Below are 23410 nucleotides of genomic sequence, written 5' to 3' on the forward strand. Positions count from 1 at the left end.
CTGCTCCTACGGCGAGGGTCAGGCCTCGTCGGCGGTGGTCGAGACGGACGGGGCCGACTGCTGCTCGGCCGCCGCCGTCTTCTTCGTCGCCGTCTTCCTGGCCGGGGCCTTCTTCGCCGTGGCCTTCTTGGCGACCGTCTTCTTGGCCACCGTCTTCTTGGTGGTGGCGGCCTTCTTCGCGGTCGCCTTCTTGGCCGTCTTACGGGCCGTCTTCCTGGCCGGAGCCGCGTCCTCGGCGGTCCCCTCCGCACCGGCTTCGGCGCCGGCGTCGGTGCCGGCCTCCGCCGGGGCCTCCGTGACCGACGGGACGACCATGACGGCCGCCTCCTCGGGCGCGGTGGGCGCGGTGGGCGCGGTGGCCTTGCGGACGGCGCGGCGCCGCGGACGGGCCGGGGCGGCGCTCTCGGCGGGCGCCTCGGCGACCGCCTCGCTCGCCGCGACCGCCTCGCTCGCCGCGACCGCCTCGCCGGCCGCGGCCGGCTCCTCCGCGGCCTGCGGCGCGGACGCCGGCGCGGTCTCGGCGACCGTCACCACGGCGGCCTCGGCCCCGGCGGGCGAACCGGCCGGCGCGGACACCTTGCGGGTGGCCCGGCGGCGCGTACGGCCCTTGGGCGCGGCGTCATCGGCGGCCGGAGCGGCAGCCGGTGCGGGAGCGGCGGCCTCGACGACCGGGTCCTCGGCGGCGGCCGGCGCGGCCTGCGCGACAGCGGCCTCCTCCGGCTGCACCGGACGCTCGACCTCTTCCTCGGCCGTCACGTCCTGAGCAGTGGGAGCCTCGGCCCAGGCCTCGGCCCGCACGTCGGCCTTCGCCTCGTCCCGCCGGTCACCGCGCCGGTCGTCCCGCTTCGGCGCGCCCGCCGGAGCCGACGCCCGCCGGCTCGCCCGGCGCCGCGAACGGCCCCGGCCGGCCGCGGCCTCCGCCTCGGCGACACTGCTGAACAGTTCCTCGTCGAGCGCGAAGTCGGGCTCGGTCAGCGCGACCGGCTCGGCGATCTCGGCGGCGACCTCCGCCTCGGTCTCCTCCGGGGCCTCGGCCGTGTCCACGGCCGTCTCCAGGGTCGCCTCGTGCTCGTGCGGCTGCCCGTCGCCGCCGCGCCCGCGCTTCTTGCTGCGCTTGCCGCCGCCACCGGCGGCCGTCGGCTGCTCCATGTGCACGATGACACCGCGGCCGTTGCAGTGGACGCAGGTCTCGGAGAACGACTCCAGCAGGCCCTGCCCGACCCGCTTGCGGGTCATCTGCACGAGCCCCAGCGAGGTCACCTCGGCGACCTGGTGCTTCGTCCGGTCCCGGCCCAGGCACTCCAGCAGGCGCCGCAGCACCAGGTCCCGGTTGGACTCCAGCACCATGTCGATGAAGTCGATGACGATGATGCCGCCGAGGTCGCGCAGCCTGAGCTGGCGGACGATCTCCTCGGCCGCCTCCAGGTTGTTCCTGGTGACCGTCTCCTCCAGGTTGCCGCCCTGGCCGGTGAACTTGCCGGTGTTGACGTCGACGACGACCATCGCCTCGGTCCGGTCGATCACCAGCGAACCGCCGCTGGGCAGCCACACCTTGCGGTCCAGCGCCTTGGCGAGCTGCTCGTCGATCCGGTACGTGGCGAAGACGTCGACCTCGGAGGTCCACCTCGACAGCCGGTCGGCCAGATCCGGCGCGACGTGCGAGACGTACCCGTGGATGGTCGACCAGGCCTCGTCACCGCTGACGATGACCTTGGTGAAGTCCTCGTTGAAGATGTCGCGCACGACCCGGACGGTCATGTCCGGCTCGCCGTACAGCAGCGTCGGGGCGTTGCCGCTCTTGGCCTTCTTCTGGATGTCCTCCCACTGCCCCTGAAGACGCTCGACGTCGCGGCGCAGCTCGTCCTCGCTCGCGCCCTCGGCGGCGGTGCGCACGATGACGCCCGCGTCCTCGGGGACGATCTTCTTGAGGATGGTCTTCAGCCGGGCCCGCTCGGTGTCCGGCAGCTTGCGGCTGATGCCGGTCATCGAGCCCTCGGGGACGTACACGAGGTAGCGGCCGGGGAGGGAGACCTGGCTGGTCAGGCGGGCGCCCTTGTGCCCGATCGGGTCCTTGGTGACCTGGACGAGGACCGGCTGGCCCGACTTCAGGGCGGACTCGATGCGGCGCGGGCCGTTGGCCATGCCCAGCGCCTCGAAGTTGACCTCACCGGCGTAGAGCACCGCGTTGCGGCCCTTGCCGATGTCGATGAAGGCGGCCTCCATCGACGGCAGCACGTTCTGCACCTTGCCGAGGTAGACGTTGCCGACGTACGAGGTCGCCTGCTCCTTGTTGACGTAGTGCTCGACGAGCACGCCGTCCTCCAGGACGCCGATCTGCGTACGGTCGCCGTGCTGGCGGACCACCATCACGCGCTCGACGGCCTCGCGCCGGGCCAGGAACTCGGCCTCGGTGATGATCGGAACACGTCGGCGGCCCTGCTCGCGGCCTTCGCGGCGGCGCTGCTTCTTGGCCTCCAGGCGGGTCGAGCCCTTGATGGACTGGACCTCGTCGGACGGCTCGGCGGGCTTGCGCGGCTCGCGGACCTTGACGACCGTGCGCTCGGGGTCGCCGTCACCGGGCTCCACGTCGACGGAGGTGTCACCGGCCCGGCGCCGACGGCGCCGACGGCGACGGCTGCTGCTGGAGCCGCCGGAGTCCTCGTCACGGTCCTCGGCGTCCGCCGCGTCGTCTGTCTCCGCGGCGTCCTCCTCGGACTGCCCGGCGGTGTCCTCGTCGTCCTGCGACGCCCGCGCGACGGCCAGGTCGTCGGTGTCGTCCTGGCCCTCACCCGACTCGGCGTCGGCGGAGTCGCCCCGGCGACGGCGACGGCCGCCCCGGCGGCGACGGCGACGCGAGCCGGTCTCCTCGTTCTCGTCCCCGTCGACGGCGTCGTCGGCACCGTCGGCGGACTCCTCGTCGTCCTCCGGCTCCTCGTCCACGGCGGGCTCGACGACCTGCTCCTCGGGCTCCTGCGCGGCGGGGGCGCCTCGGCGGCGGCGCCGGCGGCGCGCTCCGCCCTGCTCCTCGGCGCTCTCCTCGGAGTACGGCTCGGAGTACGGCTCGGTGTACTGCTCGGGCTCCTCGGCCACCTCGGGCTCCGCCTCGGCGGCGGCTTCGGCGGCGGCCCGCTGCGGCGTCTGGAACATCGGCTCGGTGAACACGGGCGCCTGGAACACGGCGACGGCGGGCCGCGCGGGCCGGCGCGGACTCTCGTCCTCGGCGGTCTCGGCCCCGGCCGGCCGCGCGGGCGCGGCGAATCCGGTGGCGGCCTTGCGCACCGCACGACGACGGCGACGCGGGGTGCCGTCCTCGGACGCGCCCTCGACGGCGGCGGGCGCCTCCGGCTCGGTCCGGGCCTCGGGCTCGGGCTCGGTGCCGGGGGTGCCCGTCACCACGGTGTCCTCGGCCGGCTCCGGCTCGGTACCGGCGGCCTCGACGGGCGCGGACACCCGACGCGTGGCCCGGCGCCGGGTACGGCGCGGCTCGGCGTCGGCGGTCTCCGCGGGCTCGGCCGGCGCGGGCTGCCCGGCGCTGACGGCGGCGGGGTCGGCGTCCGGCACGGCCGCGAGGTCCACCGGTTCGCCGGCGCTCTCGGCCGTCTCGACGGCCTGCGCCGCCTCCGGGGTCCCGGTGGCGTCCGGGGCAGCGGCGGGCGCGGTGGCGCGACGGCTCGCACGGCGACGCGTACGGCCGGCGGGCGCGGTCTCGGCGGCGGCCGGGGCCTCGTCCGCCGGCTCGGCCGGCGTCTCGGCGGCGGCCTCGGCGGACGCGGGCACCACGACCTCGGCGACCTCGGCGGACGTGGGCGCGGACACCCGGCGCGTGGCACGGCGACGCGTACGACGCGGCGCGGCCTCCTCGGCCTCCGGCGTCTCGCTCTCCGCCCCGGCGGCCTCCGCGGCGGCGGTCACGGGGACGACGGTCTCGGCGACCTCGGCGGGAGCGGGCGCCCCGGCGGGTGCGGAGGCGCGGCGCGTGGCACGCCGGCGCGTACGGCCGGCGGGCGCGGCCTCAACGGCGGCGGACGTCTCGGATGCCTCGGGGGTCTCACCGGTGTCACCGGCCTCGACCGTCCCTGAGGCGGCCGCCGTCCCGGCCTCGACCGCCTCGGCGTCCGCCTCGTCCTCGTCGGTCACGAGGTCCTCGGCCTGCGCGGCCGGTATGGCCGGCGCGACCGTCTCCGCCGGTGTCCCGGCGGCCGCGGCCGGCGGACCCGCCGGCCGGGAAGCGGCCCTGCGCCGGCGACGCGGCGGCAGGGTGTCGCTGGGGGTGTTCGGTTCGGAACCCTCAGTGGGTTCGGTCGGTTCGAGCATGCGGGCTTGTCTCCCGTCAGGCTCCCGGGCGCCGCACCTGGTCCGGCGTCGACATGTCGACCGCCGTTGACGTCCGCGGCTCGCGCGAAGCGCGGTGCCGCCGTCCGGGGCGCGGGCGCCGCACGGGAGCTCTCTGTGTCCTGTCTCGCCGGTTCCGTACGCCGATTGCGCACGGCCTGGCGAAAGTCTTGTGGTCGGTGCGCTGCCCGACCCAGGTGGCTCCCGAGTCCGAGGGCGGCGCTTACGACGTCCGTCCCTTCGCGGGACCTTCCTTACGCCGGCGCCTTCGCGGCGGCAGTGGGGTCGGCCGTTGAGAGGGCCTCCGCTGCCTCGCGGTCGGGCGCGAGCGGGTCGGTCACCGTGCCGGTCTCTTCATCGAACAGCCCCTGCGCCAGCCTGGTCACCGCTGCGGCGACCGGCGGCGCCAGGTCGGCCACGGCGCGGAGACCGGACAGGACGTCGTCGGGTCGTACGGCAGGCGTCACGTGCCGAACAACCAGCCGCAGTATCGCACAGGGCTGGTCGCTCGGCCTATCAGCCTGCGGACGGTGCGTTTCGAGGTGGGCGACCGCGGGGCGGGCGTCGAAGGTCCGCAGGCCGTTCTTGGTCATGCGCTGGACCTCGACGGCCCCGGCGGCGTTGAACATCCCCACCGCGCGTTCGGCCTCCGCCGGGTCGACCCCGTCCAGCCGCAGCTCCCAGACGGAAGCCGTGAGCCGGTCGGCGAGACCGGACGTCCGGGCCTCGACCGCCTCGATGACGTCGAGCCCGGCGGGCAACGACTCGTCGAGGAGGGCTCTGAGCTGCTCCGGGTCACGCGCCTCGGTGAGCGCGATCTCCAGATACTCCGCCTCGCTGCCCGTGCCGGTGGGTGCGGCATTGGCGTACGACACCTTCGGATGCGGCGTGAACCCCGCCGAGTACGCCATCGGCACCTCGGCACGGCGCAACGCACGCTCGAAGGCGCGCTGGAAGTCACGGTGGCTGGTGAACCGGAGGCGGCCGCGCTTGGTGTAGCGCAGTCGGATGCGCTGCACCGCCAGTGCGGGCGGCGGGCCTTCGGGCTGTCGCTTGCCCAGTGTCGTTCAGTCCTTCGTGAGAGCGGTCGTACTCCTACCAAGAGTACGTGTCTCGGCGCTCGTCGGTTCCCGCCGATCCACCATCTGCGGTTGCCCCGGCTTCCCGAGGAGCATGCGCCGGAAGTCGGCGCGGGCCTGCCGCGCGGACTCGCGGGCCGCGGCGAGGACCTGCCGGGTGACCCGTCCGACGCCCCGCGCGGCCTCGGCGGCGGGCCGCAGGACGGTGTCCCGGATCACGTGTCCGACGGGGGTGAGGACGGTCCGGTACGCCCAGCGCACCGGCTCGACGAAGATCCACCGGAAAGCGGTGCCGAGGAACCTTCCGACGGCCAGCGAGAGGTGTCCGGCGATCCGCCAGGCGTGTCCGAGGGCGTCCGCCGTCTCCCGTCCGAGGACGGCGAGGACGTGCCCGACGGGCACCAGGACCCAGCGCCACACAGCGAGCGCGGGCAGCACCACCAGAATCCGGGCGACCCAGTACAGCCCCAGGCCGACCCCCGTGACGATCATGCTCAGGCACCACACGAGCCCCTTCACGCACCAGGAGATCGCATGCCCCACCGGTGTCAGGATCCACGTGTAGACCCACACCGCGGGTGCGGCGACGAGGTACCGCGCCAACCAGGCCGCCGCGGCCCGCACACCGCGCCCCAGGGCGGCGAACCCGGCACCCAGCCCCCTGAGCGTCCACATGACGGCATGCCCCACGGGAGTGAGCACGCGCGCGTACACCCAGGCCAGCCCGTCCCCGAGGCCCCGCACGCCCCAGGCGAGGGCATGCCCGGACGGCGTCAGCAGATACCGGTACAGCCACACCGCGGGCACGACGACGAGCACGTTCCCCAGCCAGGCGAGCGCCCGCGCGAGGGGCACGACGCCGTACCGCCACAGCCCGACGAACGGCCACACGAACAGCGCCCGCCCCACCCACAGCGACGCCCGCCCCACGGGCCGCAGCACCGCGTCCGTCAGGAGCCGCCCCGCCACGACGAGCGCGTCCCACACCATCCGCACGGGCACGACCAGCACGAGCACGACGATCCGCACGGGCAGGCGCACGGCGACGACCAGGCACCCCTCGGGCTCCTGTGGCCGCGGCGCCGGCGGCTTCTCCAGATCCATACCGGTGTAGACGCCGCGGCACCCCCTGCGGATGCGGTACCACGACTGCTGCTTGTTCCGGGCCCCGGGTGGCTGACGCGTTCCGGGACTTCGGGGAAAGCCCGTGCAGTATGGGCCTGTCGCACTCCCGTCCACGCAGAGGATGATCCACACATGATTACGCTCACGAAGGAAGACGGTCCCGCCGACCTGGACGGGGTGACCCATCTGTCCATCGGGGTGTCCTGGGACGCCACCTCCGGCAGCAGCGGCGGAGTGATGGGCATGCTGCGCCGGAAGACCGGCACCGACCTCGACCTGATCGCCATCGCCATGCACGCCGGTGACCCGGTCCGCCTGGCGGGCCTCGACTCGCTCGACCCCATCGGCAACGGTTCGCTGCTGCACAGCGGAGACAACCAGACCGGACACGGGGACGGTGACGACGAGACGGTCATGGTGGAGTTCTCGAAGATCCCGCCCCACATCACCTCGATCGTGTTCGTCGCCGCCGCCTACAAGAAGGGCAGCTCCTTCCAGAAGGCGCGCAACATCAGCTTCAAGGTGTACGACGCCACGGGCGGCAGCACTCAGCAGGTCGCCGACATCTGGCCGAGCATGCTCACCCAGGACAACAGCTGCGCCGTCGCCAAGGCCGTACGGAACGGCAGCACCTGGAAGCTCGAAGTGATCAACGTGACGGGAAAGATCAAGCAGGGGGACCAGCTGTCCCTGATGCGCTTCGCCGCCGCCCAGTGATCACCCGGCCGCCGGCCGCCGCCACGAAACCCGGCGGCCGGGACCGGTCGGACACGCGCCTCCCGCAGGTCCACCCCGGAGCCGGTGCGGCGGCGGAACCGGCCACGTGCCCCGGCGCCCCGGCCCTCACCAGTGCACGTGCCAGGGGACCCGGGTCACTCCGTCCGCCAGCAGCAAGCCCGTCACCGCCGCGCGCGCCCGCCGCGGCGGGCGCGGCCGTGGTCGTCGACGCGGCGCACCAGGTCGGCGACGCGGTCGCTCGGGTGCCGGCCGACCGGACCGTCGCCGCCGGCACCGCGACCGTGGCCCAGGAGATCACCCTGATGCACTCGGCCGACGACACACTCGGGCTCCCGCTCAAGCGCCTCGGGTGACACCCAGGCCGTGGTTCCCGCTGCATTCGGAGGCACTTCGCACCGGCCCGGCCGTCGTCCCGGAGCCTTCAGCAGCGCTACAGAGCCTCCCCCACGTCAGTGAGTGTGCCCGTTGGTCGCCGCGTCCTTCTTGACCGTCAGCGGCAGCAGCTTCTTGCCCGTCGGGCCGATCTGGATGGACGTGTCCATCTGCGGGCACACCCCGCAGTCGAAGCACGGCGTCCACCGGCAGTCCTCGACCTCCGTCTCGTCGAGGGCGTCCTGCCAGTCCTCCCAGAGCCAGTCCTTGTCCAGGCCGGAGTCGAGGTGGTCCCAGGGCAGGACCTCCTCGTAGGTGCGCTCACGCGTGGTGTACCAGTCGACGTCCACGCCGAAGGGCACCAGCGCCTTGTCGGCGCACCGCATCCAGCGGTCGTACGAGAAGTGCTCGCGCCAGCCGTCGAAGCGGCCGCCGTCCTCGTAGACGGCCCGGATGACCGCGCCGATGCGGCGGTCGCCGCGGGACAGCAGGCCCTCGACGATGCCGGGCTTGCCGTCGTGGTAGCGGAAGCCGATCGAGCGGCCGTACTTCTTGTCACCGCGGATCTTGTCGCGGAGCTTGCCCAGGCGGGCGTCCGTCTCCTCGGCGGAGAGCTGGGGCGCCCACTGGAACGGGGTGTGCGGCTTGGGCACGAAGCCGCCGATCGACACCGTGCAGCGGATGTCGTTCTGGCCGGAGACCTCGCGGCCCTTCTGGATGACGCTCATCGCCATGTCGGCGATCTGGAGGACGTCCTCGTCGGTCTCCGTCGGCAGACCGCACATGAAGTACAGCTTCACCTGGCGCCAGCCGTTGCCGTACGCCGTCGCGACGGTCCGGATCAGGTCCTCTTCCGAGACCATCTTGTTGATGACCTTGCGCATCCGCTCCGAGCCGCCCTCGGGAGCGAAGGTCAGGCCGGACCGGCGGCCGTTGCGCGTCAGCTCGTTGGCCAGGTCGACGTTGAAGGCGTCCACCCGGGTCGACGGGAGCGACAGGCCGATCTTGTCCTGCTCGTACCGGTCGGCGAGGCCCTTGGCGATGTCGCCGATCTCCGAGTGGTCCGCCGACGACAGCGACAGCAGGCCGACCTCCTCGAAACCGGTCGCCTTCAGGCCCTTCTCCACCATGTCGCCGATGCCGGTGATCGACCGCTCGCGCACCGGACGCGTGATCATGCCGGCCTGGCAGAAGCGGCAGCCGCGGGTGCAGCCGCGGAAGATCTCGACGGACATGCGCTCGTGGACCGTCTCGGCCAGCGGGACCAGCGGCTGCTTCGGGTACGGCCACTCGTCCAGGTCCATGACGGTGTGCTTGGACACACGCCACGGAACACCCGACCTGTTCGGTACGACCCGGGCGATACGGCCGTCGGAGAGGTACTCGACGTCGTAGAACGCCGGGATGTACACCGACCCCGTCCTCGCGAGGCGGAACAGGACCTCCTCGCGGCCGCCCGGCTGTCCCTCCGCCTTCCACTCACGGATGATCCGCGTCATGTCGAGCACGGCCTGCTCGCCGTCGCCGATGATCGCCGCGTCGATGAAGTCGGCGATCGGCTCGGGGTTGAACGCGGCGTGGCCGCCGGCCAGCACGATCGGGTCGTCGATCGTGCGGTCCTTCGACTCCAGCGGGATCCCGGCCAGGTCCAGCGCCGTCAGCATGTTCGTGTAGCCCAGCTCCGTCGAGAAGCTCAGTCCGAACACGTCGAAGGCGCGCACCGGGCGGTGGCTGTCCACCGTGAACTGCGGAACGCCGTGCTCCCGCATCAGCGCCTCCAGGTCCGGCCACACGCTGTAGGTGCGCTCGGCGAGGACGCCCCGCTGTTCGTTCAGGACCTCGTAGAGGATCATGACGCCCTGGTTGGGCAGTCCGACCTCGTACGCGTCCGGGTACATCAGCGCCCAGCGGACGTCGCACGACTCCCACGGCTTGACGGTGGAGTTGAGCTCTCCGCCGACGTACTGGATCGGCTTCTGCACGTGCGGGAGCAGAGCTTCGAGCTGCGGGAACACTGACGCAGCGACTTCGGCAGGCATCTCGCGACCTTCGTGAGCGGGACAGGACTGACAGGGGTGACCATCTAGGCTAACGCGGCCGCGAGCACCCCCGGCACGCCCGCGGGCTCACAGGACCGCCGCCCCGCCCCTGATCCCCGCCCAGAAACCGGGCAGCCCGGCCTCCACGGCCGCCGCGCGGCGCTCCTCCCGGCCGTACAGCAGCCCGTACGTGAAGGCGCTCTCCCCCGCCGTGTGCGCCTGGCGGGCGAGGTCGCGCAGTGCCTCCCGGACCATCACGCTGTCCTGGTGGTCGCCGAGCAGCCCCTGTAGCGCCTTCATCGACCGGACCAGTGCGGTGGCCGGCACCCCGAGCGCGGGAACCGCCGACTCCGCCGCGTACCGCGTCCGCTTGGCCTTCTTGCGGGCCTCGTGCAGCGCGACGTCCCGGTCGTCCCCCGGCGTCAGCTCCACCGCCCGCTCGACCAGCCGGGCCACGGCCGCGAAGTCGCCGCGGACGGCCTTCCCGATCACCTTCTCCGGTCTGCCGCCGGCCGTCCGCAGCAAGGGCGGATCGGCGATCAGGGCGTCGAGCGTGCCCAGGAGTTCGAGATACCGGCGGCCGTCCAGGACGGCGCCGAGCCGCCGGCGCGATCCACCGCGACGGGCGTGCGACCAGATGTGCAGCCGGGTGCCGACCGGCCCGGTCAGCAGGGTCGGGGGCAGGCCGTCGAGGGCGCTGGTCAGCCGTTCGGTCAGCACCTCCTCGTCCCGGTCCTGGCCCAGCTCCCCGGCCAGCCACTTCAGTTCCGCGCCGATCGGGTCGGTGACGGTCCGGTCCAGGACCTTGCGGTACGAGCGGAGGGCGCTGCGCATCCGGCGGGTGGCGACGCGCATCCGGTGCACGGCGTCGTCCAGGTCCCGCCGGACGGCCGGGTCGAGTGCGACGAGGGCGTCCCGCTGGGCGCTCAGGTACGCGAGGACGTGGTCGCCGGCCGTCACGGGCGGCAGGTCGGCAACCGGTGCCTGCGTGCCGCGCCGCTGCTTCCCGGTCGTCCCGGATGCCCTGGATGTCCCGGTCGTATCGGATCTCCCTGCCCTCCCGATCTTCCCGGCTTTCCCGGCCTTCTCCGTCTCCCTGGGGGCCGTATCCGTCTTCCTGGGGGCCGTCTCCGACAGCGCCCTGGCCAGCTTGGACGCGGAGCCGGACGGGCGCACCTCTGCCCGCCGGAGCCGCTTGTCCACCTTGTCGAGGAGGACCGGGGCGATCCCGTCGGCGAGTTCCACCTCGATCTCGGTCCACTGGGCCGGGCCGCCGCCCCCGGTGAGCCGCTCGGCGAGGACGGCGTCCACGCTCACCTCGGCGAGCAGCCGGCCGTCGAGGTCGACCAGGTCACGCACGTCACGGTCAGAGCGCAGCCGGACCACGGGCACCAGCTCCGCGTCCCGCACCCGGGAACGGACCAGCCCGGCCAGTGCGCCGGGCACGGTGTCGGACAGGGGCGCCCGGATCTCGTCGCGTACGCCCGGGGCCACCGGGAACTTCAGGTGCCAGCCCGCGTCCGAACCGCCCGTGCGGCGGCGCAGGGTGATCGAGGACGCGGCGAGGCGTTCGTCCACGGTGTCGTAGTAGGTGGCGTCCAGGTGCGCGACGCCCTTGTCGATCACGGCCGCGACGCCGGCGACACCGGTCAGGTCGGGCAACCCGCGCTCGTCGGACTCGTACTTCCGCTCGATCTCGCGCTTGGTGTCCACCATGACCTGAATCCAGTGGTCGGTGGCCGGTCAGGGCAGAGGCCGGTCAGGGCAGAGGCCGGTCAGGCGGAGATCGGCTCCGCTACGCCGACATCGGCCGCTGCACCCGGATCGACTGGAGCAGCCCCACCGCCACCCACACCGCGAACATCGACGAGCCTCCGTACGACACGAACGGCAGTGGCAGACCGGTGACCGGCATGATGCCGAGGGTCATGCCGATGTTCTCGAAGGACTGGAAGGCGAACCACGCCACGATGCCGGCGGCGACGATCGTGCCGTACAGCTCGGTCGTCTCGCGGGCGATGCGGCAGGCGCGCCACAGCACGACGCCCAGCAGCAGGATGATCAGGCCCGCGCCGACGAAGCCCAGCTCCTCACCCGCGACCGTGAACACGAAGTCCGTCTGCTGCTCGGGCACGAACTGACCCGTCGTCTGCGAGCCCTCGAACAGGCCCGCGCCGGTCAGACCGCCCGATCCGATCGCGATGCGGGCCTGGTTGGTGTTGTAGCCGACGCCCGCGGGATCGAGGCTGGGGTTGGCGAAGGCCGCGAACCGGGCGATCTGGTAGTCGTCCAGGATGTGCAGCTGCCATACGGTGATCGCGCCGGCCGCGCCCGCGCCCAGCAGTCCGAACACCCACCGGTTCGACGCGCCGGAGGCCAGCAGCACGCCGAGCACGATGATCACCATGACCATCACCGACCCCAGGTCGGGCATCAGCATCACGATGAGCATCGGTACGGCGGCCAGTCCCAGCGCCTGGAGCACCGTCCGGTGGTCGGGGTAGGGCTTGTCGCCCGCGTCGACCCGGGCCGCCAGCAGCATCGCCATGCCCAGGATGATGGTGATCTTCACGAACTCGGAGGGCTGGAGGGAGAAGCCGCCGCCCAGCACGATCCACGAGTGCGCGCCGTTGACGGTGGTGCCCAGCGGGGTCAGCACCATCAGGATCAGGGCGACCGAGGCGCCGTACAGGATCGGTACGGCCGTGCGCAGGGTGCGGTGGCCGAGCCATACCGTGCCGAGCATCAGGGCGAACCCGATGCCGGTGTTCATGAGGTGCCGGACCAGGAAGAAGTACGGGTCGCCCTGGTTGATGTCGGTGCGGTTGCGGGTCGCCGAGAAGACGAGCAGCGAGCCGATGCCCGAGAGGGCCAGCGCCGCCAGCAGTATCGGCCAGTCGAGCCGGCGGGTGAGCGAGTCACGGGCGAACACGCGGGTCCAGCCCGCGCGTTCGGGCCCGTAGCCGGAGACGTGGAAGGCGTTTGCGCCGGTCATGCGAGCATCCTCCGGCTCCCCCTGCCGCGTGGCCGGCGCCGGGCGTTCCGGTTGCCGGTGGTCGGCGTGTTCACCGTCGCCGCCAGCTGTGTCCCGTCGGGCTCCGTCTCGCCCTTCTGGCTGACCCGCTGCTCCTTCGCCGGGTCCTTGGCGACCTTCGGGGCCTTGATCGTCCCGTCGGTCTGGACCTTCGGCAGGCTCTTCTGCGGGGTGGGCAGCAGGGCGTTCTTCTTGTTGATCGTGCCGTCCTCGGAGACGCCGTAGAGCGCGTTGTAGATCTTGCGTACGGCGGGACCGGAGGCGCCGGAGCCCGTACCGCCCTGGGAGATGGTCATGACGACCGTGTAGTCCTCGGTGTACGTGGTGAACCAGGAGGTGGTCTGCTTGCCGTAGACCTCGGCCGTACCCGTCTTGGCGTGCATCGGGATCTCGTCCTGCGGCCAGCCGCCGAACCGCCAGGCTGCGGTACCGCGGGTCGCGACTCCTTCGAGGGCACCGTCTATCTCGCTGAGGGTCTTCTGCGTCATCGGCAGCTTGCCGTGCGCCTTCGGCTTGATCTCCTGGACGGTCTTGCCGTCGGGGCTGATGATCGCCTTGCCGACGGTCGGGTCGTAGAGGGTGCCGCCGTTGGCGATGGCCCCGTAGATCGTCGCCATCTGGATCGGGGTGACGAGGGTGTCGCCCTGGCCGATCGAGTAGTTGACGGAGTCACCGGCGCGCAGTCTGTTGCCCTCCAGGCAGTTCTCGTACGCGATCTGCTCGGCGTACGTGCCGCCCTTCTTGCCGTACTTGCACCAGGAGTTCTTGTTGGCCTTCCAGTAGTCCAGCTTCCACTGGCGGTCGGGGACGCGGCCGGTGACCTCGTTGGGGAGGTCGATGCCGGTCTCCTTGCCGAGGCCGAACTGGTGGGCGGTTTTGTAGAACCAGTCGTTGGCCTTCTTCTTCGGCTTGTTGCCGCCGTCCTTCTGCCACTCCTGGTGCGAGAGGCGGTAGAAGACGGTGTCGCAGGAGACCTCCAGGGCGCGGCCGAGGCTGATCGGGCCGTACCCCTTGGACTCGAAGTTCTTGAAGACCTGGCCGCCGATGGAGTACGAGCTGGAGCACTGGTAGGGGCCGTTGAAGGAGTAGCCGGCGTTGACCGCGGCGGCCGTCGGGACGACCTTGAAGACGGAGCCGGGAGCGGACTGCCCCTGGATCGCCCGGTTCAGCAGCGGGTAGTTGGACTTCTTGCCGGTGAGCTGGGCGTAGTCCTTGGCGGAGATGCCGCCGACCCAGGCGTTCGGGTCGTAGGTCGGGTTGGACGCCATGGCGACCACGCGGCCGGTCTTGGACTCCATCACCACGACGGCGCCGGAGTCCGCCTTGTAGTTCTCGCCGGTGTTCTTGTCGAACGTCTTGCGGGCCTCCTTCATGGCGTCGTTCAGCTCGTACTCCGCGACGCGCTGGACGCGGGCGTCGATGCTGGTGACGAGGGAGGAGCCGGGCTGGGCGGGGTCGGCCTCGGCCTCGCCGATGACGCGGCCGAGGTTGTCGACCTCGTAGCGGGTGACGCCCGCCTTGCCGCGCAGTTCCTTGTCGTACTGGCGCTCCAGGCCGCTGCGGCCGACCTGGTCGGAGCGCAGGTAGGGCGAGTCGGTGTCCTGGGCCTTGGTGATCTCCTCGTCGGTGACGGGCGAGAGGTAGCCGAGGACCTGGGCGGTGTTGGCCTTGCCGGGGGCGGCGTAGCGGCGGACGGCCTGCGGCTCGGCGGTGATGCCGGGGAAGTCCTCGGCGCGCTCGCGGATCTGCAGGGCCTGCTTGGGGGTGGCCTCGTCGGTGATGGGGATCGGCTGGTACGGCGAGCCGTTCCAGCACGGCTGCGGCGTCTTGGCGTCGCACAGCCGGACCTTCTCCATGACCTCCTGGGGCGTCATGCCCAGCACACCGGCCAGCTTGGTCAGGACGCCCTTGCCGTCGTCCCGCATCTTCAGCAGGTCGGTGCGGGAGGCGGAGACGACGAGCCGCGTCTCGTTGTCGGCGAGCGCCACTCCCCGCGCGTCCAGGATCGAGCCGCGCACGGCGGGGTCGACGACCTGCTGCACGTGGTTGCCGGAGGCTTCCTTGGCGTACTCGTCACCCTCGCGGATCTGGAGGTACCACAGGCGCCCGCCGAGCGTGCCGAGCAGGGAGAGGACGAGGATCTGGATGACGACGAGGCGGATCTGGACCCGTGGGGTCCGGCCGGTCTCGGGGATGTTGGTCATGGGCGCGGCCGGTTCGTCGGAAGGGCGGTGGCGGACGACGGGTGGGCGGTCACTGCGGCTGCCTCCCCCTCACGGAGTGCGGACGTGTGTGCGCGTACGAAGGATGAACGACGGGCCGGTGAGGCCGCGTTCCGCCCCGGTGTCCCCGTTCGGGTGAACTGGTCTGCCGTCACAGCCGCTTGACCCCCTTGATGCGGCCCACGCGCGTGGTGCGGGTGCGGGCCCTGGTCTTCAGGGCGCCGAGGCCGCCGCGCTGCCCGCCGATCCTCAGGCCGGTCCCCGAGGAGAGCCAGCCGGAGGAGAGGTCGTTGGCCTTGGCGGCGGAGCCGGTGTCGGCGAGCGGGTCGTTGTCGGCGCGGCGGGCCAGCGCCATGATGCCGGGGACGACGAACGGGGCGAGCAGCAGGTCGTACAGCGCGGCCGTGAACAGCAGGTTGCCGAGGCCGACATGGCGGGCGGCGGTGTCGCCGACGAGGGCGCCGACCCCGGCGTACAGCAGGGTGGAGCCGATCGCGGCGGCCACGACCACGACCATGGGGCCGGTGGCGGACTTCAGGCGGCCGTTCTCCGGCTTGGCGAGCCCGGCGAGGTAGCCGATGACGCACAGGACGAGGGCGTAGCGGCCGGCCGCGTGGTCGGCGGGCGGGGCGAGGTCGGCGAGCAGGCCCGCGCCGAAGCCGACGAGGGCGCCGCCGACATGGCCGTACACCAGGGCCAGGCCGAGGACGGTGAGCAGCAGCAGGTCGGGGACGGCGCCGGGGAGGTGGAGGCGGGCGAGGACGCTCACCTGGAGCACCAGGGCGACGACGACCAGGGCGGAGGAGAGCAGGATCCGGTTGACACGCATGGGCTACAAGCTCCTACTGCTCTGGCTGGATCTGGCCGTCGACCGGCGCGTTCGCGGACGGGGTGACGGTGACCGTCACGGTCGGCGTGGGGGTCGGCTTGGGCTTGGCGGGCAGCACCGTGTCGCGTGGGTTCTTCTTGGGGGCCTCGACGACCACCCCGACGATGTCGAGCTTGGTGAAGCTGACGTACGGCGTGACGTAGAGGGTGCGGGTGAGGTCGCCGCCGGAGGGGTCGACGCGGGAGACCACGCCGACCGGCACGCCGGGCACGAAGGGCTTGTCGGCCTGCGAGCCGAACGTGACCAGGCGGTCGCCCTTCTTGATCTCGGCCTTGCCGTTGAGCAGTTCGACGCGCAGCGCGCTGTCGCCCTGCCCGGAGGCGAAGCCCAGTTCGTCGCTGGCCTCCATGCGGGTGCCGACGGTGAAGTCGGGGTCGTTGGCGAGCAGGACGGTGGCGGTGTTCGGGCCGACGGTGGTGACCCGGCCGACCAGGCCGTCCCCGTTGAGGACGGTCATGTCGCGTGTGATGCCGTCGTGCGCGCCGACGTCGATGGTGATGGTCCAGGAGAAGCCCTGGGCCGCTCCTATCGCGATGACCTCGGCGCCCTTGATGCCGTACTGGCCCGCGCCGGCGATCTTCAGCGTCTTGTCGAGCTGGGCCAGGCGGGAGCGGTTGCGGTCGTCGCTGCCGAGCTTCGCCTCGAGGGCCGCGTTCTCCTTCTCCAGTTCGGCGAGCCGGTCGTGGCGTTCACCGGAGTCGCGGATGGCGGAGACCGCGTTGCCGACCGGATCGACCGCGGCCGACACGCCGTTCTCGATCGGGCCGAAGACGGTGGCCGCGGCCTGGCGGGCACCGTCGACCGGCGAGTCCTCCCCGCCGCGGATGTCCACCGTGATCAGCGCGAACGCGACGGCGACCAGCAGCACCAGGAGCAGCCGGCTCTCTCGTGTGTCCCTCACGTGCGGCGGCCGTGCCCTTCCTCATAGGAATTCGTGTGCAGTGTTCAGGTGTGCGGGGGCGAGCGTACGTCTCCAGATCAACGATCCGCCGTACGAGAGGAGATCTTCTCGTACGGCGGAATCGTCGCGGCAGGTCATCTGCGCGGCTGGGCGTCCAGCACCTGCTGCAGCGCCTCGAACTCCTCGACGCACTTGCCGGATCCGAGCGCCACGCTGTCCAGCGGGTCCTCGGCGATGTGGATCGGCATGCCGGTCTCGCGGCGCAGCCGCTCGTCGAGGCCGCGCAGCAGCGCTCCGCCGCCGGTCAGAACGATTCCCCGGTCCATGATGTCGCCGGACAGCTCCGGCGGGCACTTGTCCAGGGTCGTCTTCACCGCGTCGACGATCGCGTTGACCGGCTCCTCGATCGCCTTGCGGACCTCGGCGGCCGAGATCACGACGGTCTTGGGCAGCCCGGAGACGAGGTCCCGGCCGCGGATCTCGGTGTGCTCGTCGGCGTCGAGGTCGTACGCCGAACCGATCGTGATCTTGATCTGTTCGGCCGTGCGCTCGCCCAGCAGGAGGGAGTACTCCTTCTTGATGTGCTGGATGATCGCGTTGTCCAGTTCGTCGCCCGCGACGCGGATGGACTGGGCGGTGACGATGCCGCCGAGGGAGATGACCGCGACCTCCGTGGTGCCGCCGCCGATGTCCACCACCATGTTGCCCGTGGCCTCGTGGACCGGCAGGCCGGAGCCGATGGCCGCGGCCATGGGCTCCTCGATGATGTGCACCTGACGGGCGCCGGCCTGGGACGACGCCTCGATGACGGCGCGGCGCTCGACGCCGGTGATGCCGGAGGGCACACAGACGACGACCCGCGGACGAGCCAGATACCGCCGCTTGTGGATCTTCAGGATGAAGTAGCGGAGCATCCGCTCGGTGATCTCGAAGTCGGCGATCACGCCGTCCTTCAGCGGACGCACGGCGACGATGTTGCCGGGAGTGCGCCCGATCATCTTCTTCGCTTCGGCCCCGACCGCGAGGATGCCACCGGTGTTCGTGTTGATCGCGACGACGGACGGCTCGTTGAGTACGATCCCGCGACCCCTGACGTACACCAGCGTGTTGGCGGTCCCGAGGTCGACAGCCATGTCACGGCCGATGAACGACATTGAGTTCCCCATCAGGATTCTTCTGGCCTTCCCACGAGCTTTTTGAGGGCTGTTCAGGTCGGCGAGGCGGGTGCTGTGACGTGAAGGCTTCCATCGTAGACGCGCCTTCGCGAACACTGCGTGAGGGTCTCCGCCATTGTCAGCAGATGATGTGCGGGTCCGCTTGTGGAGACGTGCGTTCGGGGCCACCCGTTCCCCCGATCGGCACGCCTATGCCAAGGAGTCCGGGAGCTATGCCCCCGGACTCCCGTTTTCTCCGCTGTGGAGGCTAGGCGCGGCCGGGGAAGAAGATCTTCACCTCGCGCTCCGCGGACTCCTCGGAGTCGGAGGCGTGGATCAGGTTCTCGCGGACGATCACGCCGTAGTCGCCCCGGATGGAGCCGGGCGCGGCGGCGATCGGGTCGGTGGGACCGGCCAGCGCCCGCACACCCTCGATGACCCGCTCGCCCTCGACGATCAGCGCCACGACCGGGCCGGACGCCATGAACTCGACCAGCGGCTCGTAGAAGGGCTTGCCCTTGTGCTCGCCGTAGTGCTGCTCCAGGGTCTCCTGGTCCAGGGTGCGCAGCTCCAGCGCGGTGATCTGCCAGCCGGCCTTGCGCTCGATACGGCTGATGATCTCGCCGGTCAGGCCACGACGAACGGCGTCGGGCTTGAGGAGGACGAGGGTGCGCTGGCTCACTACGGGGCTCCTTCGGATCACGGATGTGCGGGATGCTGAGATTACAGGCCGTGTCCAGCCGTGTGTCACGCAGCGTCAGACCGGGCGAGGGAGCGGTCAGGCGGGGTCCGGGGCCGAGGCGTCGGCCTGCTCCGCGAAGCGGGCCTTCGCCTCGTCGATCTTCCTCCCGTAGTGCACGGAGGCCCACCACAGGGCCGTGAAGACCGCGCCCAGGAAGAACATCGTCCCCACGATCAGACCGGAGGCGATCAGCGCGATCTGGAGGGCCCAGCCGAGGGCGACGCCACCGGGGCGGGTCACCATGCCGCACAGCAGCAGGCACAGGACCATGGCGGTCCCGCTGACCGTCCACACGGTGCTCGTGGACAGGTCGGGGTCCTTCATGGCGACCAGTGCGGCGAAGCCGATGATGAAGACCTCGCCGATCAGGGTCGAAGCACACAGGGTACGCATGGTGGAGTCTCAGCCCTTCCCCAGCAGCAGCCGGGCCTCGCCGACGGTGATGACGGATCCGGTGACGAGCACACCGCCGCCCGCGAACTCGCCGTCCTCCTCGGCCAGCGTGATCGCGGCCTCCAGGGCGTCCGGCAGCCGCGGTTCGACCTGCACGCGCTCCTCGCCGAACACCTCCACGGCGATCGCGGCGAGCGCGTCGGCGTCCATCGCGCGGTGGCTGGAGTTCTGGGTGACGACGACCTCCGCGAAGATCGGTTCGAACGCCTCCAGCAGCCCCCGTACGTTCTTGTCCCCGCTGGCCCCGACCACCCCGATCAGCCGGCTGAAGTCGAAGGCCTCCCCGATCGCCTCGGCGGTGGCGCGGGCGCCCGCCGGGTTGTGGGCGGCGTCCAGGACGACGGTCGGGGACCGCCGTACGACCTCCATCCGTCCCGGGGAGGACACGGCCGCGAAGGCCTTGCGGACGGTGTCGATGTCGAGCGGCTCGGGCCGCTGCGAGCCGACGCCGAAGAACGCCTCGACGGCGGCCAGGGCGACGGCCGCGTTGTGGGCCTGGTAGGGGCCGTGCAGCGGGAGGTAGACCTCCTCGTACTCCCCGCCGAGCCCGCGCAGGGTGAGCAGCTGCCCGCCGACGGCGATCTGCCGCGAGACGACCCCGAACTCCAGCCCCTCCCGGGCCACGGTCGCGTCGACCTCCACGGCCTTCTTCAGCAGCACCTGAGCGGCGTCGACCGGCTGCTGCGCCAGGACGACCGTCGCGTCCTGCTTGACGATGCCGGCCTTCTCGGTGGCGATCGCGGCGTGCGTCCCACCGAGCCGGTCGGTGTGGTCGAGGTCGATGGGCGTGACGACGGCGACGTCCGCGTCGATGACGTTGGTGGCGTCCCAGGAGCCACCCATCCCCACCTCCACGACGGCCACGTCGACGGGCGCGTCCGCGAAGGCGGCGTACGCCATCGCCGTCAGCACCTCGAAGAAGGAGAGCCGGTACTCCTGCTGGGAGTCGACCATCTCGGTGTACGGCTTGATGTCCTGGTACGTCTCGATGAACCGCTCGGCGGTCACCGGCGCCCCGTCGAGGCTGATCCGCTCGGTGATCGACTGGACGTGCGGGGAGGTGTAGCGCCCCGTCCGCAGGTCGAAGGCGCCGAGCAGGGCCTCGATCATGCGGGCGGTGGAGGTCTTGCCGTTGGTGCCGGTGATGTGGATCGAGGGGTACGACCGCTGCGGCTCCCCCAGCACGTCCATCAGCGCGGCGATGCGGCTGACCGACGGCTCCAGCTTGGTCTCGCCCCAGCGGGTGGCCAGCTCCGCCTCGACCTCGCGCAGGGCCTTGTCGACCTCGGGGTCCGCCGGTCGCGTGGGCACGCCGGCCTCCGGTGGGCCGCCCAGGGTCCGCAGGGTGCGGCTGCCTGCCTCGATCACCGCCAGATCCGGGTCACGGCCGGTCTCGGCCGCGATGATCTCCTCGAAGTGGTCGAGCGGATCGGGTTGCTCGCTGCTGTCGCGCGGGGGCTGCTCACTCACGGGGCCAGTCTACGTAGCGGCGGGGCACCGGGCGTTCCTCGCCCCCGCCGCCCCGGTCTGTCCCGTCCCTGGGGGCTGCCGCCCCCGGACCCCCGCTTCGGCCCTGGACGGGCCTCGTCCGCACACGCCGGAGGGGCTGAGATCAGCCCCTCCGGCGTGTGCGGAGCGGGGTCTGGGGCGGAGCCCCAGAAGGACGGGAACGGGAAGGGGCAGCGGGGGCGAGGACTACGCCTGCGGCAGCCGGTCGAGCTGCGTCGCGATCCGCGCGATGTCCGCGTCCGCCTTCGCCAGCCGCGTGCGGATCTTCTCCACCACCTGATCGGGCGCCTTCGCCAGGAACGCCTCGTTGCCGAGCTTCGCGTGCGCCTGCGCCTTCTCCTTCTCCGCCGCGGCGAGATCCTTCGCGAGCCGCTTCCGCTCCGCCGCCACATCGATCGTGCCGGAGAGGTCGAGCGCGACCTCGGCACCCCCGACCGGCAGGGTCGCCGTCGCCGTGAAGGCGTCCCCCTCCGGCTGGAGCCGCAGCAACTGCCGGATGGCCGTCTCGTGCGGGGCGAGCGCCGTACCGTCCAGCGACAGACGCGCCGGGACCCGCTGCCCCGGCTGCAACCCCTGGTCGGCCCGGAAGCGACGGACCTCGGTGATGACCGACTGGAGCGTCCCGATCTCCCGCTCGGCGCCCGGGTCGCGGAAGCCGCTGTCCGCCGGCCACTCGGCGATGACGAGCGTCTCGCCCCCGGTCAGCGTCGTCCACAGCGTCTCCGTGACGAACGGGACGACCGGGTGCAGCAGGCGCAGCGTGACGTCGAGGACCTCGCCGAGGACGCGCTTGCTGACCTCGGCCGCCTCACCGCCCGCCTGGAACGTGGTCTTGGACAGCTCGACGTACCAGTCGAACACCTCGTCCCACGCGAAGTGGAACAGCGCGTCGGAGAGCTTGGCGAACTGGTAGTCCTCGTAGAACGCGTCGACCTCGGCGACCACGGAGTTGAGCCGGGACAGGATCCACCGGTCGGTCGCCGACATCGCCGACGGCTCGGGCAGCGGCCCGTCCACCGTCGCACCGTTCATCAGCGCGAAGCGGGTGGCGTTCCAGATCTTGTTGGCGAAGTTGCGGGAACCCTGGACCCAGTCCTCGCCGATCGGGACGTCGACGCCCGGGTTCGCGCCGCGCGCGAGGGTGAACCGCAGGGCGTCGGAGCCGTACTTGTCCATCCAGTCCAGCGGGTTGACCGCGTTGCCGAAGGACTTCGACATCTTCTTGCCGAACTGGTCGCGGACCATGCCGTGCAGGGCGATGGTGTGGAACGGCGGGGTGCCGTCCATCGCGTACAGGCCGAACATCATCATCCGGGCGACCCAGAAGAAGAGGATGTCGTAGCCGGTGACCAGGACGGAGTTCGGGTAGAACTTCGCGAGCGAGTCGGTCTGTTCGGGCCAGCCGAGCGTGGAGAACGGCCACAGGCCGGAGGAGAACCAGGTGTCGAGGACATCGGTGTCCTGCCGCCAGCCCTCACCGGTCGGCGCCTCGTCGTCGGGACCGACGCAGACGACTTCGCCGTTCGGCCCGTACCAGACCGGGATCCGGTGCCCCCACCACAACTGGCGTGAGATGCACCAGTCGTGGAGGTTGTCGACCCAGTCGAAGTACCGCTTCTCCATCTCCTGCGGATGGATCTTGACGCGCCCGTCCCGGACGGCGTCACCGGCCGCCTTCGCCAGCGGGCCGACCTTGACCCACCACTGCATGGACAGGCGGGGCTCGATGGTGGTCTTGCAGCGCGAGCAGTGGCCCACGCTGTGGACGTACGGCCGCTTCTCGGCGACGATCCGGCCCTCGGCGCGCAGCGCGGCGACGATCGCGGAGCGGGCCTCCAGCCGGTCCTGGCCCTGGAAGGGGCCGTGTGCGGTGATGACGGCGTGCTCGTCCATGATCGTGATGGCGGGCAGGTCGTGCCGCTGGCCGATCTCGAAGTCGTTCGGGTCGTGCGCCGGGGTGACCTTGACGGCACCCGTGCCGAACTCCGGGTCGACGTGCTCGTCGGCGACGACCGGGATGGAACGGTCCGTCAGCGGCAGCCTGATGAGCTTGCCGACCAGGTGCTTGTACCGCTCGTCGTCGGGGTGGACGGCGACCGCCGTGTCCCCGAGCATGGTCTCGGCGCGGGTGGTGGCGACGACGATCGTCTCGTCCCCGTCGCCGTACTTCATGGAGACGAGCTCGCCGTCGTCGTCCTGGTACTCCACCTCGATGTCCGAGATGGCGGTCAGACAGCGCGGGCACCAGTTGATGATGCGCTCGGCGCGGTAGATCAGCTCGTCGTCGTAGAGCCGCTTGAAGATGGTCTGGACGGCCTGCGAGAGACCCTCGTCCATGGTGAAGCGCTCACGCGACCACGCGACACCGTCGCCGAGGCGGCGCATCTGCCCGCTGATCTGCCCGCCGGACTCGGCCTTCCACTGCCAGACCCGCTCGACGAAGGCCTCCCGGCCCAGGTCGTGCCGGGACTTGCCCTCCTTGCCGAGCTCCCGCTCCACGACGTTCTGCGTGGCGATCCCGGCGTGGTCCATGCCGGGCTGCCACAGCGTCTCGTGGCCCTGCATCCGCTTGCGGCGGGTCAGGGCGTCGATGAGGGTGTGCTCGAAGGCGTGCCCGAGGTGCAGCGAGCCCGTGACGTTCGGCGGCGGGATGACGACCGTGTACGGAGGCTTGTCGCTCTTCGCGTCGGCCTCGAAGTAACCCCGCTCCACCCAGCGCTCGTACAGCGGCCCCTCTACGTCGGCCGGCGCGTACTGGGTCGGCAGTTCGGTGTCGGGCGCTGGTGGCTGCTGCTGAGCGTTCTCGGTCACCCGCTCAGTT

Annotated in this window: 16 protein-coding genes; 2 read left to right on the plus strand and 14 right to left on the minus strand. The window is 71.6% G+C overall.

Annotation, left to right across the window (positions count from 1 at the left end; all coding sequences use genetic code 11):
• Window positions 1-18 precede the first annotated feature (18 nt).
• From QQS16_RS15925 to QQS16_RS15935, 3 genes are all read right to left on the minus strand, one after another.
• Window positions 19-4314, minus strand: coding sequence for an Rne/Rng family ribonuclease (locus QQS16_RS15925; protein ID WP_286062362.1), 4296 nt, complete (start codon window positions 4312-4314; stop codon window positions 19-21).
• Between the two features lie 272 nt (window positions 4315-4586).
• The gene (locus QQS16_RS15930) at window positions 4587-5351 is read right to left on the minus strand and encodes a TIGR03936 family radical SAM-associated protein (RefSeq protein WP_286062363.1); all 765 of its coding nucleotides are present in this window, start codon (window positions 5349-5351) and stop codon (window positions 4587-4589) included.
• A gap of 48 nt (window positions 5352-5399) precedes the next feature.
• Entirely contained in the window at window positions 5400-6515 is a 1116-nt protein-coding gene (locus QQS16_RS15935) for a hypothetical protein (RefSeq protein ID WP_286062364.1), read from the minus strand.
• 153 nt (window positions 6516-6668) lie between these two features.
• Here QQS16_RS15935 and QQS16_RS15940 point away from each other — a divergent pair, with 153 nt between their 5' ends.
• Window positions 6669-7253, plus strand: a complete 585-nt coding sequence (locus QQS16_RS15940) for a TerD family protein (protein ID WP_286062365.1) — start codon at window positions 6669-6671, stop codon at window positions 7251-7253.
• A gap of 218 nt (window positions 7254-7471) precedes the next feature.
• Window positions 7472-7627, plus strand: coding sequence for a hypothetical protein (locus tag QQS16_RS15945; RefSeq protein ID WP_286062366.1), 156 nt, complete (start codon window positions 7472-7474; stop codon window positions 7625-7627).
• Window positions 7628-7723: 96 nt separating this feature from the next.
• Here QQS16_RS15945 and QQS16_RS15950 read toward each other — a convergent pair whose 3' ends face one another.
• The 11 genes from QQS16_RS15950 to QQS16_RS16000 form a co-directional block, all read right to left on the minus strand.
• On the minus strand, window positions 7724-9685 hold the full coding sequence (locus QQS16_RS15950; protein WP_286062367.1) for a TIGR03960 family B12-binding radical SAM protein: 1962 nt from the start codon (window positions 9683-9685) through the stop codon (window positions 7724-7726).
• An 87-nt stretch (window positions 9686-9772) separates the two neighbouring features.
• A complete protein-coding gene (locus QQS16_RS15955; protein WP_286062368.1) occupies window positions 9773-11401 on the minus strand; it encodes a CYTH and CHAD domain-containing protein in 1629 nt (542 codons plus the stop codon).
• Between the two features lie 79 nt (window positions 11402-11480).
• Window positions 11481-12680, minus strand: a complete 1200-nt coding sequence (gene rodA, locus QQS16_RS15960) for a rod shape-determining protein RodA (RefSeq protein WP_286062370.1) — start codon at window positions 12678-12680, stop codon at window positions 11481-11483.
• A complete protein-coding gene (gene mrdA / locus QQS16_RS15965) occupies window positions 12677-14923 on the minus strand; it encodes a penicillin-binding protein 2 (protein ID WP_286062371.1) in 2247 nt (748 codons plus the stop codon). The genes rodA and mrdA overlap by 4 nt, the downstream gene beginning before the upstream one ends.
• A 169-nt stretch (window positions 14924-15092) precedes the next feature.
• Complete coding sequence (mreD, locus tag QQS16_RS15970; protein WP_286062372.1) at window positions 15093-15770, minus strand: rod shape-determining protein MreD; 678 nt, start codon at window positions 15768-15770, stop codon at window positions 15093-15095.
• A gap of 13 nt (window positions 15771-15783) precedes the next feature.
• Complete coding sequence (gene mreC / locus QQS16_RS15975) at window positions 15784-16731, minus strand: rod shape-determining protein MreC (RefSeq protein ID WP_286062373.1); 948 nt, start codon at window positions 16729-16731, stop codon at window positions 15784-15786.
• Between the two features lie 134 nt (window positions 16732-16865).
• The gene (locus tag QQS16_RS15980) at window positions 16866-17885 is read right to left on the minus strand and encodes a rod shape-determining protein (protein WP_004931372.1); all 1020 of its coding nucleotides are present in this window, start codon (window positions 17883-17885) and stop codon (window positions 16866-16868) included.
• A 268-nt stretch (window positions 17886-18153) separates the two neighbouring features.
• Window positions 18154-18567 carry a nucleoside-diphosphate kinase gene (ndk, locus tag QQS16_RS15985; protein ID WP_095753071.1) on the minus strand — a complete coding sequence of 138 codons (414 nt, stop codon included), beginning with the start codon at window positions 18565-18567 and terminating at the stop codon, window positions 18154-18156.
• A 96-nt stretch (window positions 18568-18663) separates the two neighbouring features.
• Window positions 18664-19020, minus strand: a complete 357-nt coding sequence (locus QQS16_RS15990) for a DUF4233 domain-containing protein (protein ID WP_286062374.1) — start codon at window positions 19018-19020, stop codon at window positions 18664-18666.
• 9 nt (window positions 19021-19029) lie between these two features.
• Window positions 19030-20550: a bifunctional tetrahydrofolate synthase/dihydrofolate synthase gene (gene folC / locus QQS16_RS15995; protein WP_286062375.1), complete on the minus strand. Its 1521-nt coding sequence runs from the start codon at window positions 20548-20550 to the stop codon at window positions 19030-19032.
• Window positions 20551-20775: 225 nt separating this feature from the next.
• The gene (locus QQS16_RS16000) at window positions 20776-23400 is read right to left on the minus strand and encodes a valine--tRNA ligase (RefSeq protein WP_286062376.1); all 2625 of its coding nucleotides are present in this window, start codon (window positions 23398-23400) and stop codon (window positions 20776-20778) included.
• Window positions 23401-23410: the final 10 nt, after the last annotated feature.

This window comes from Streptomyces sp. ALI-76-A, assembly GCF_030287445.1.
Taxonomy (GTDB): Bacteria; Actinomycetota; Actinomycetes; order Streptomycetales; family Streptomycetaceae; genus Streptomyces.

Coding starts and splice junctions, on each gene's coding strand:
- QQS16_RS15925 (WP_286062362.1), bottom strand. CDS start 4,314: ATGCTCGAACCGACCGAACCCACTGAGGGTTCCGAACCGAACACCCCC.
- QQS16_RS15940 (WP_286062365.1), top strand. CDS start 6,669: ATGATTACGCTCACGAAGGAAGACGGTCCCGCCGACCTGGACGGGGTG.
- QQS16_RS15955 (WP_286062368.1), bottom strand. CDS start 11,401: ATGGTGGACACCAAGCGCGAGATCGAGCGGAAGTACGAGTCCGACGAG.
- QQS16_RS15950 (WP_286062367.1), bottom strand. CDS start 9,685: ATGCCTGCCGAAGTCGCTGCGTCAGTGTTCCCGCAGCTCGAAGCTCTG.
- rodA (WP_286062370.1), bottom strand. CDS start 12,680: ATGACCGGCGCAAACGCCTTCCACGTCTCCGGCTACGGGCCCGAACGC.
- QQS16_RS15935 (WP_286062364.1), bottom strand. CDS start 6,515: ATGGATCTGGAGAAGCCGCCGGCGCCGCGGCCACAGGAGCCCGAGGGG.
- QQS16_RS15990 (WP_286062374.1), bottom strand. CDS start 19,020: ATGCGTACCCTGTGTGCTTCGACCCTGATCGGCGAGGTCTTCATCATC.
- mrdA (WP_286062371.1), bottom strand. CDS start 14,923: ATGACCAACATCCCCGAGACCGGCCGGACCCCACGGGTCCAGATCCGC.
- QQS16_RS15980 (WP_004931372.1), bottom strand. CDS start 17,885: ATGTCGTTCATCGGCCGTGACATGGCTGTCGACCTCGGGACCGCCAAC.
- mreD (WP_286062372.1), bottom strand. CDS start 15,770: ATGCGTGTCAACCGGATCCTGCTCTCCTCCGCCCTGGTCGTCGTCGCC.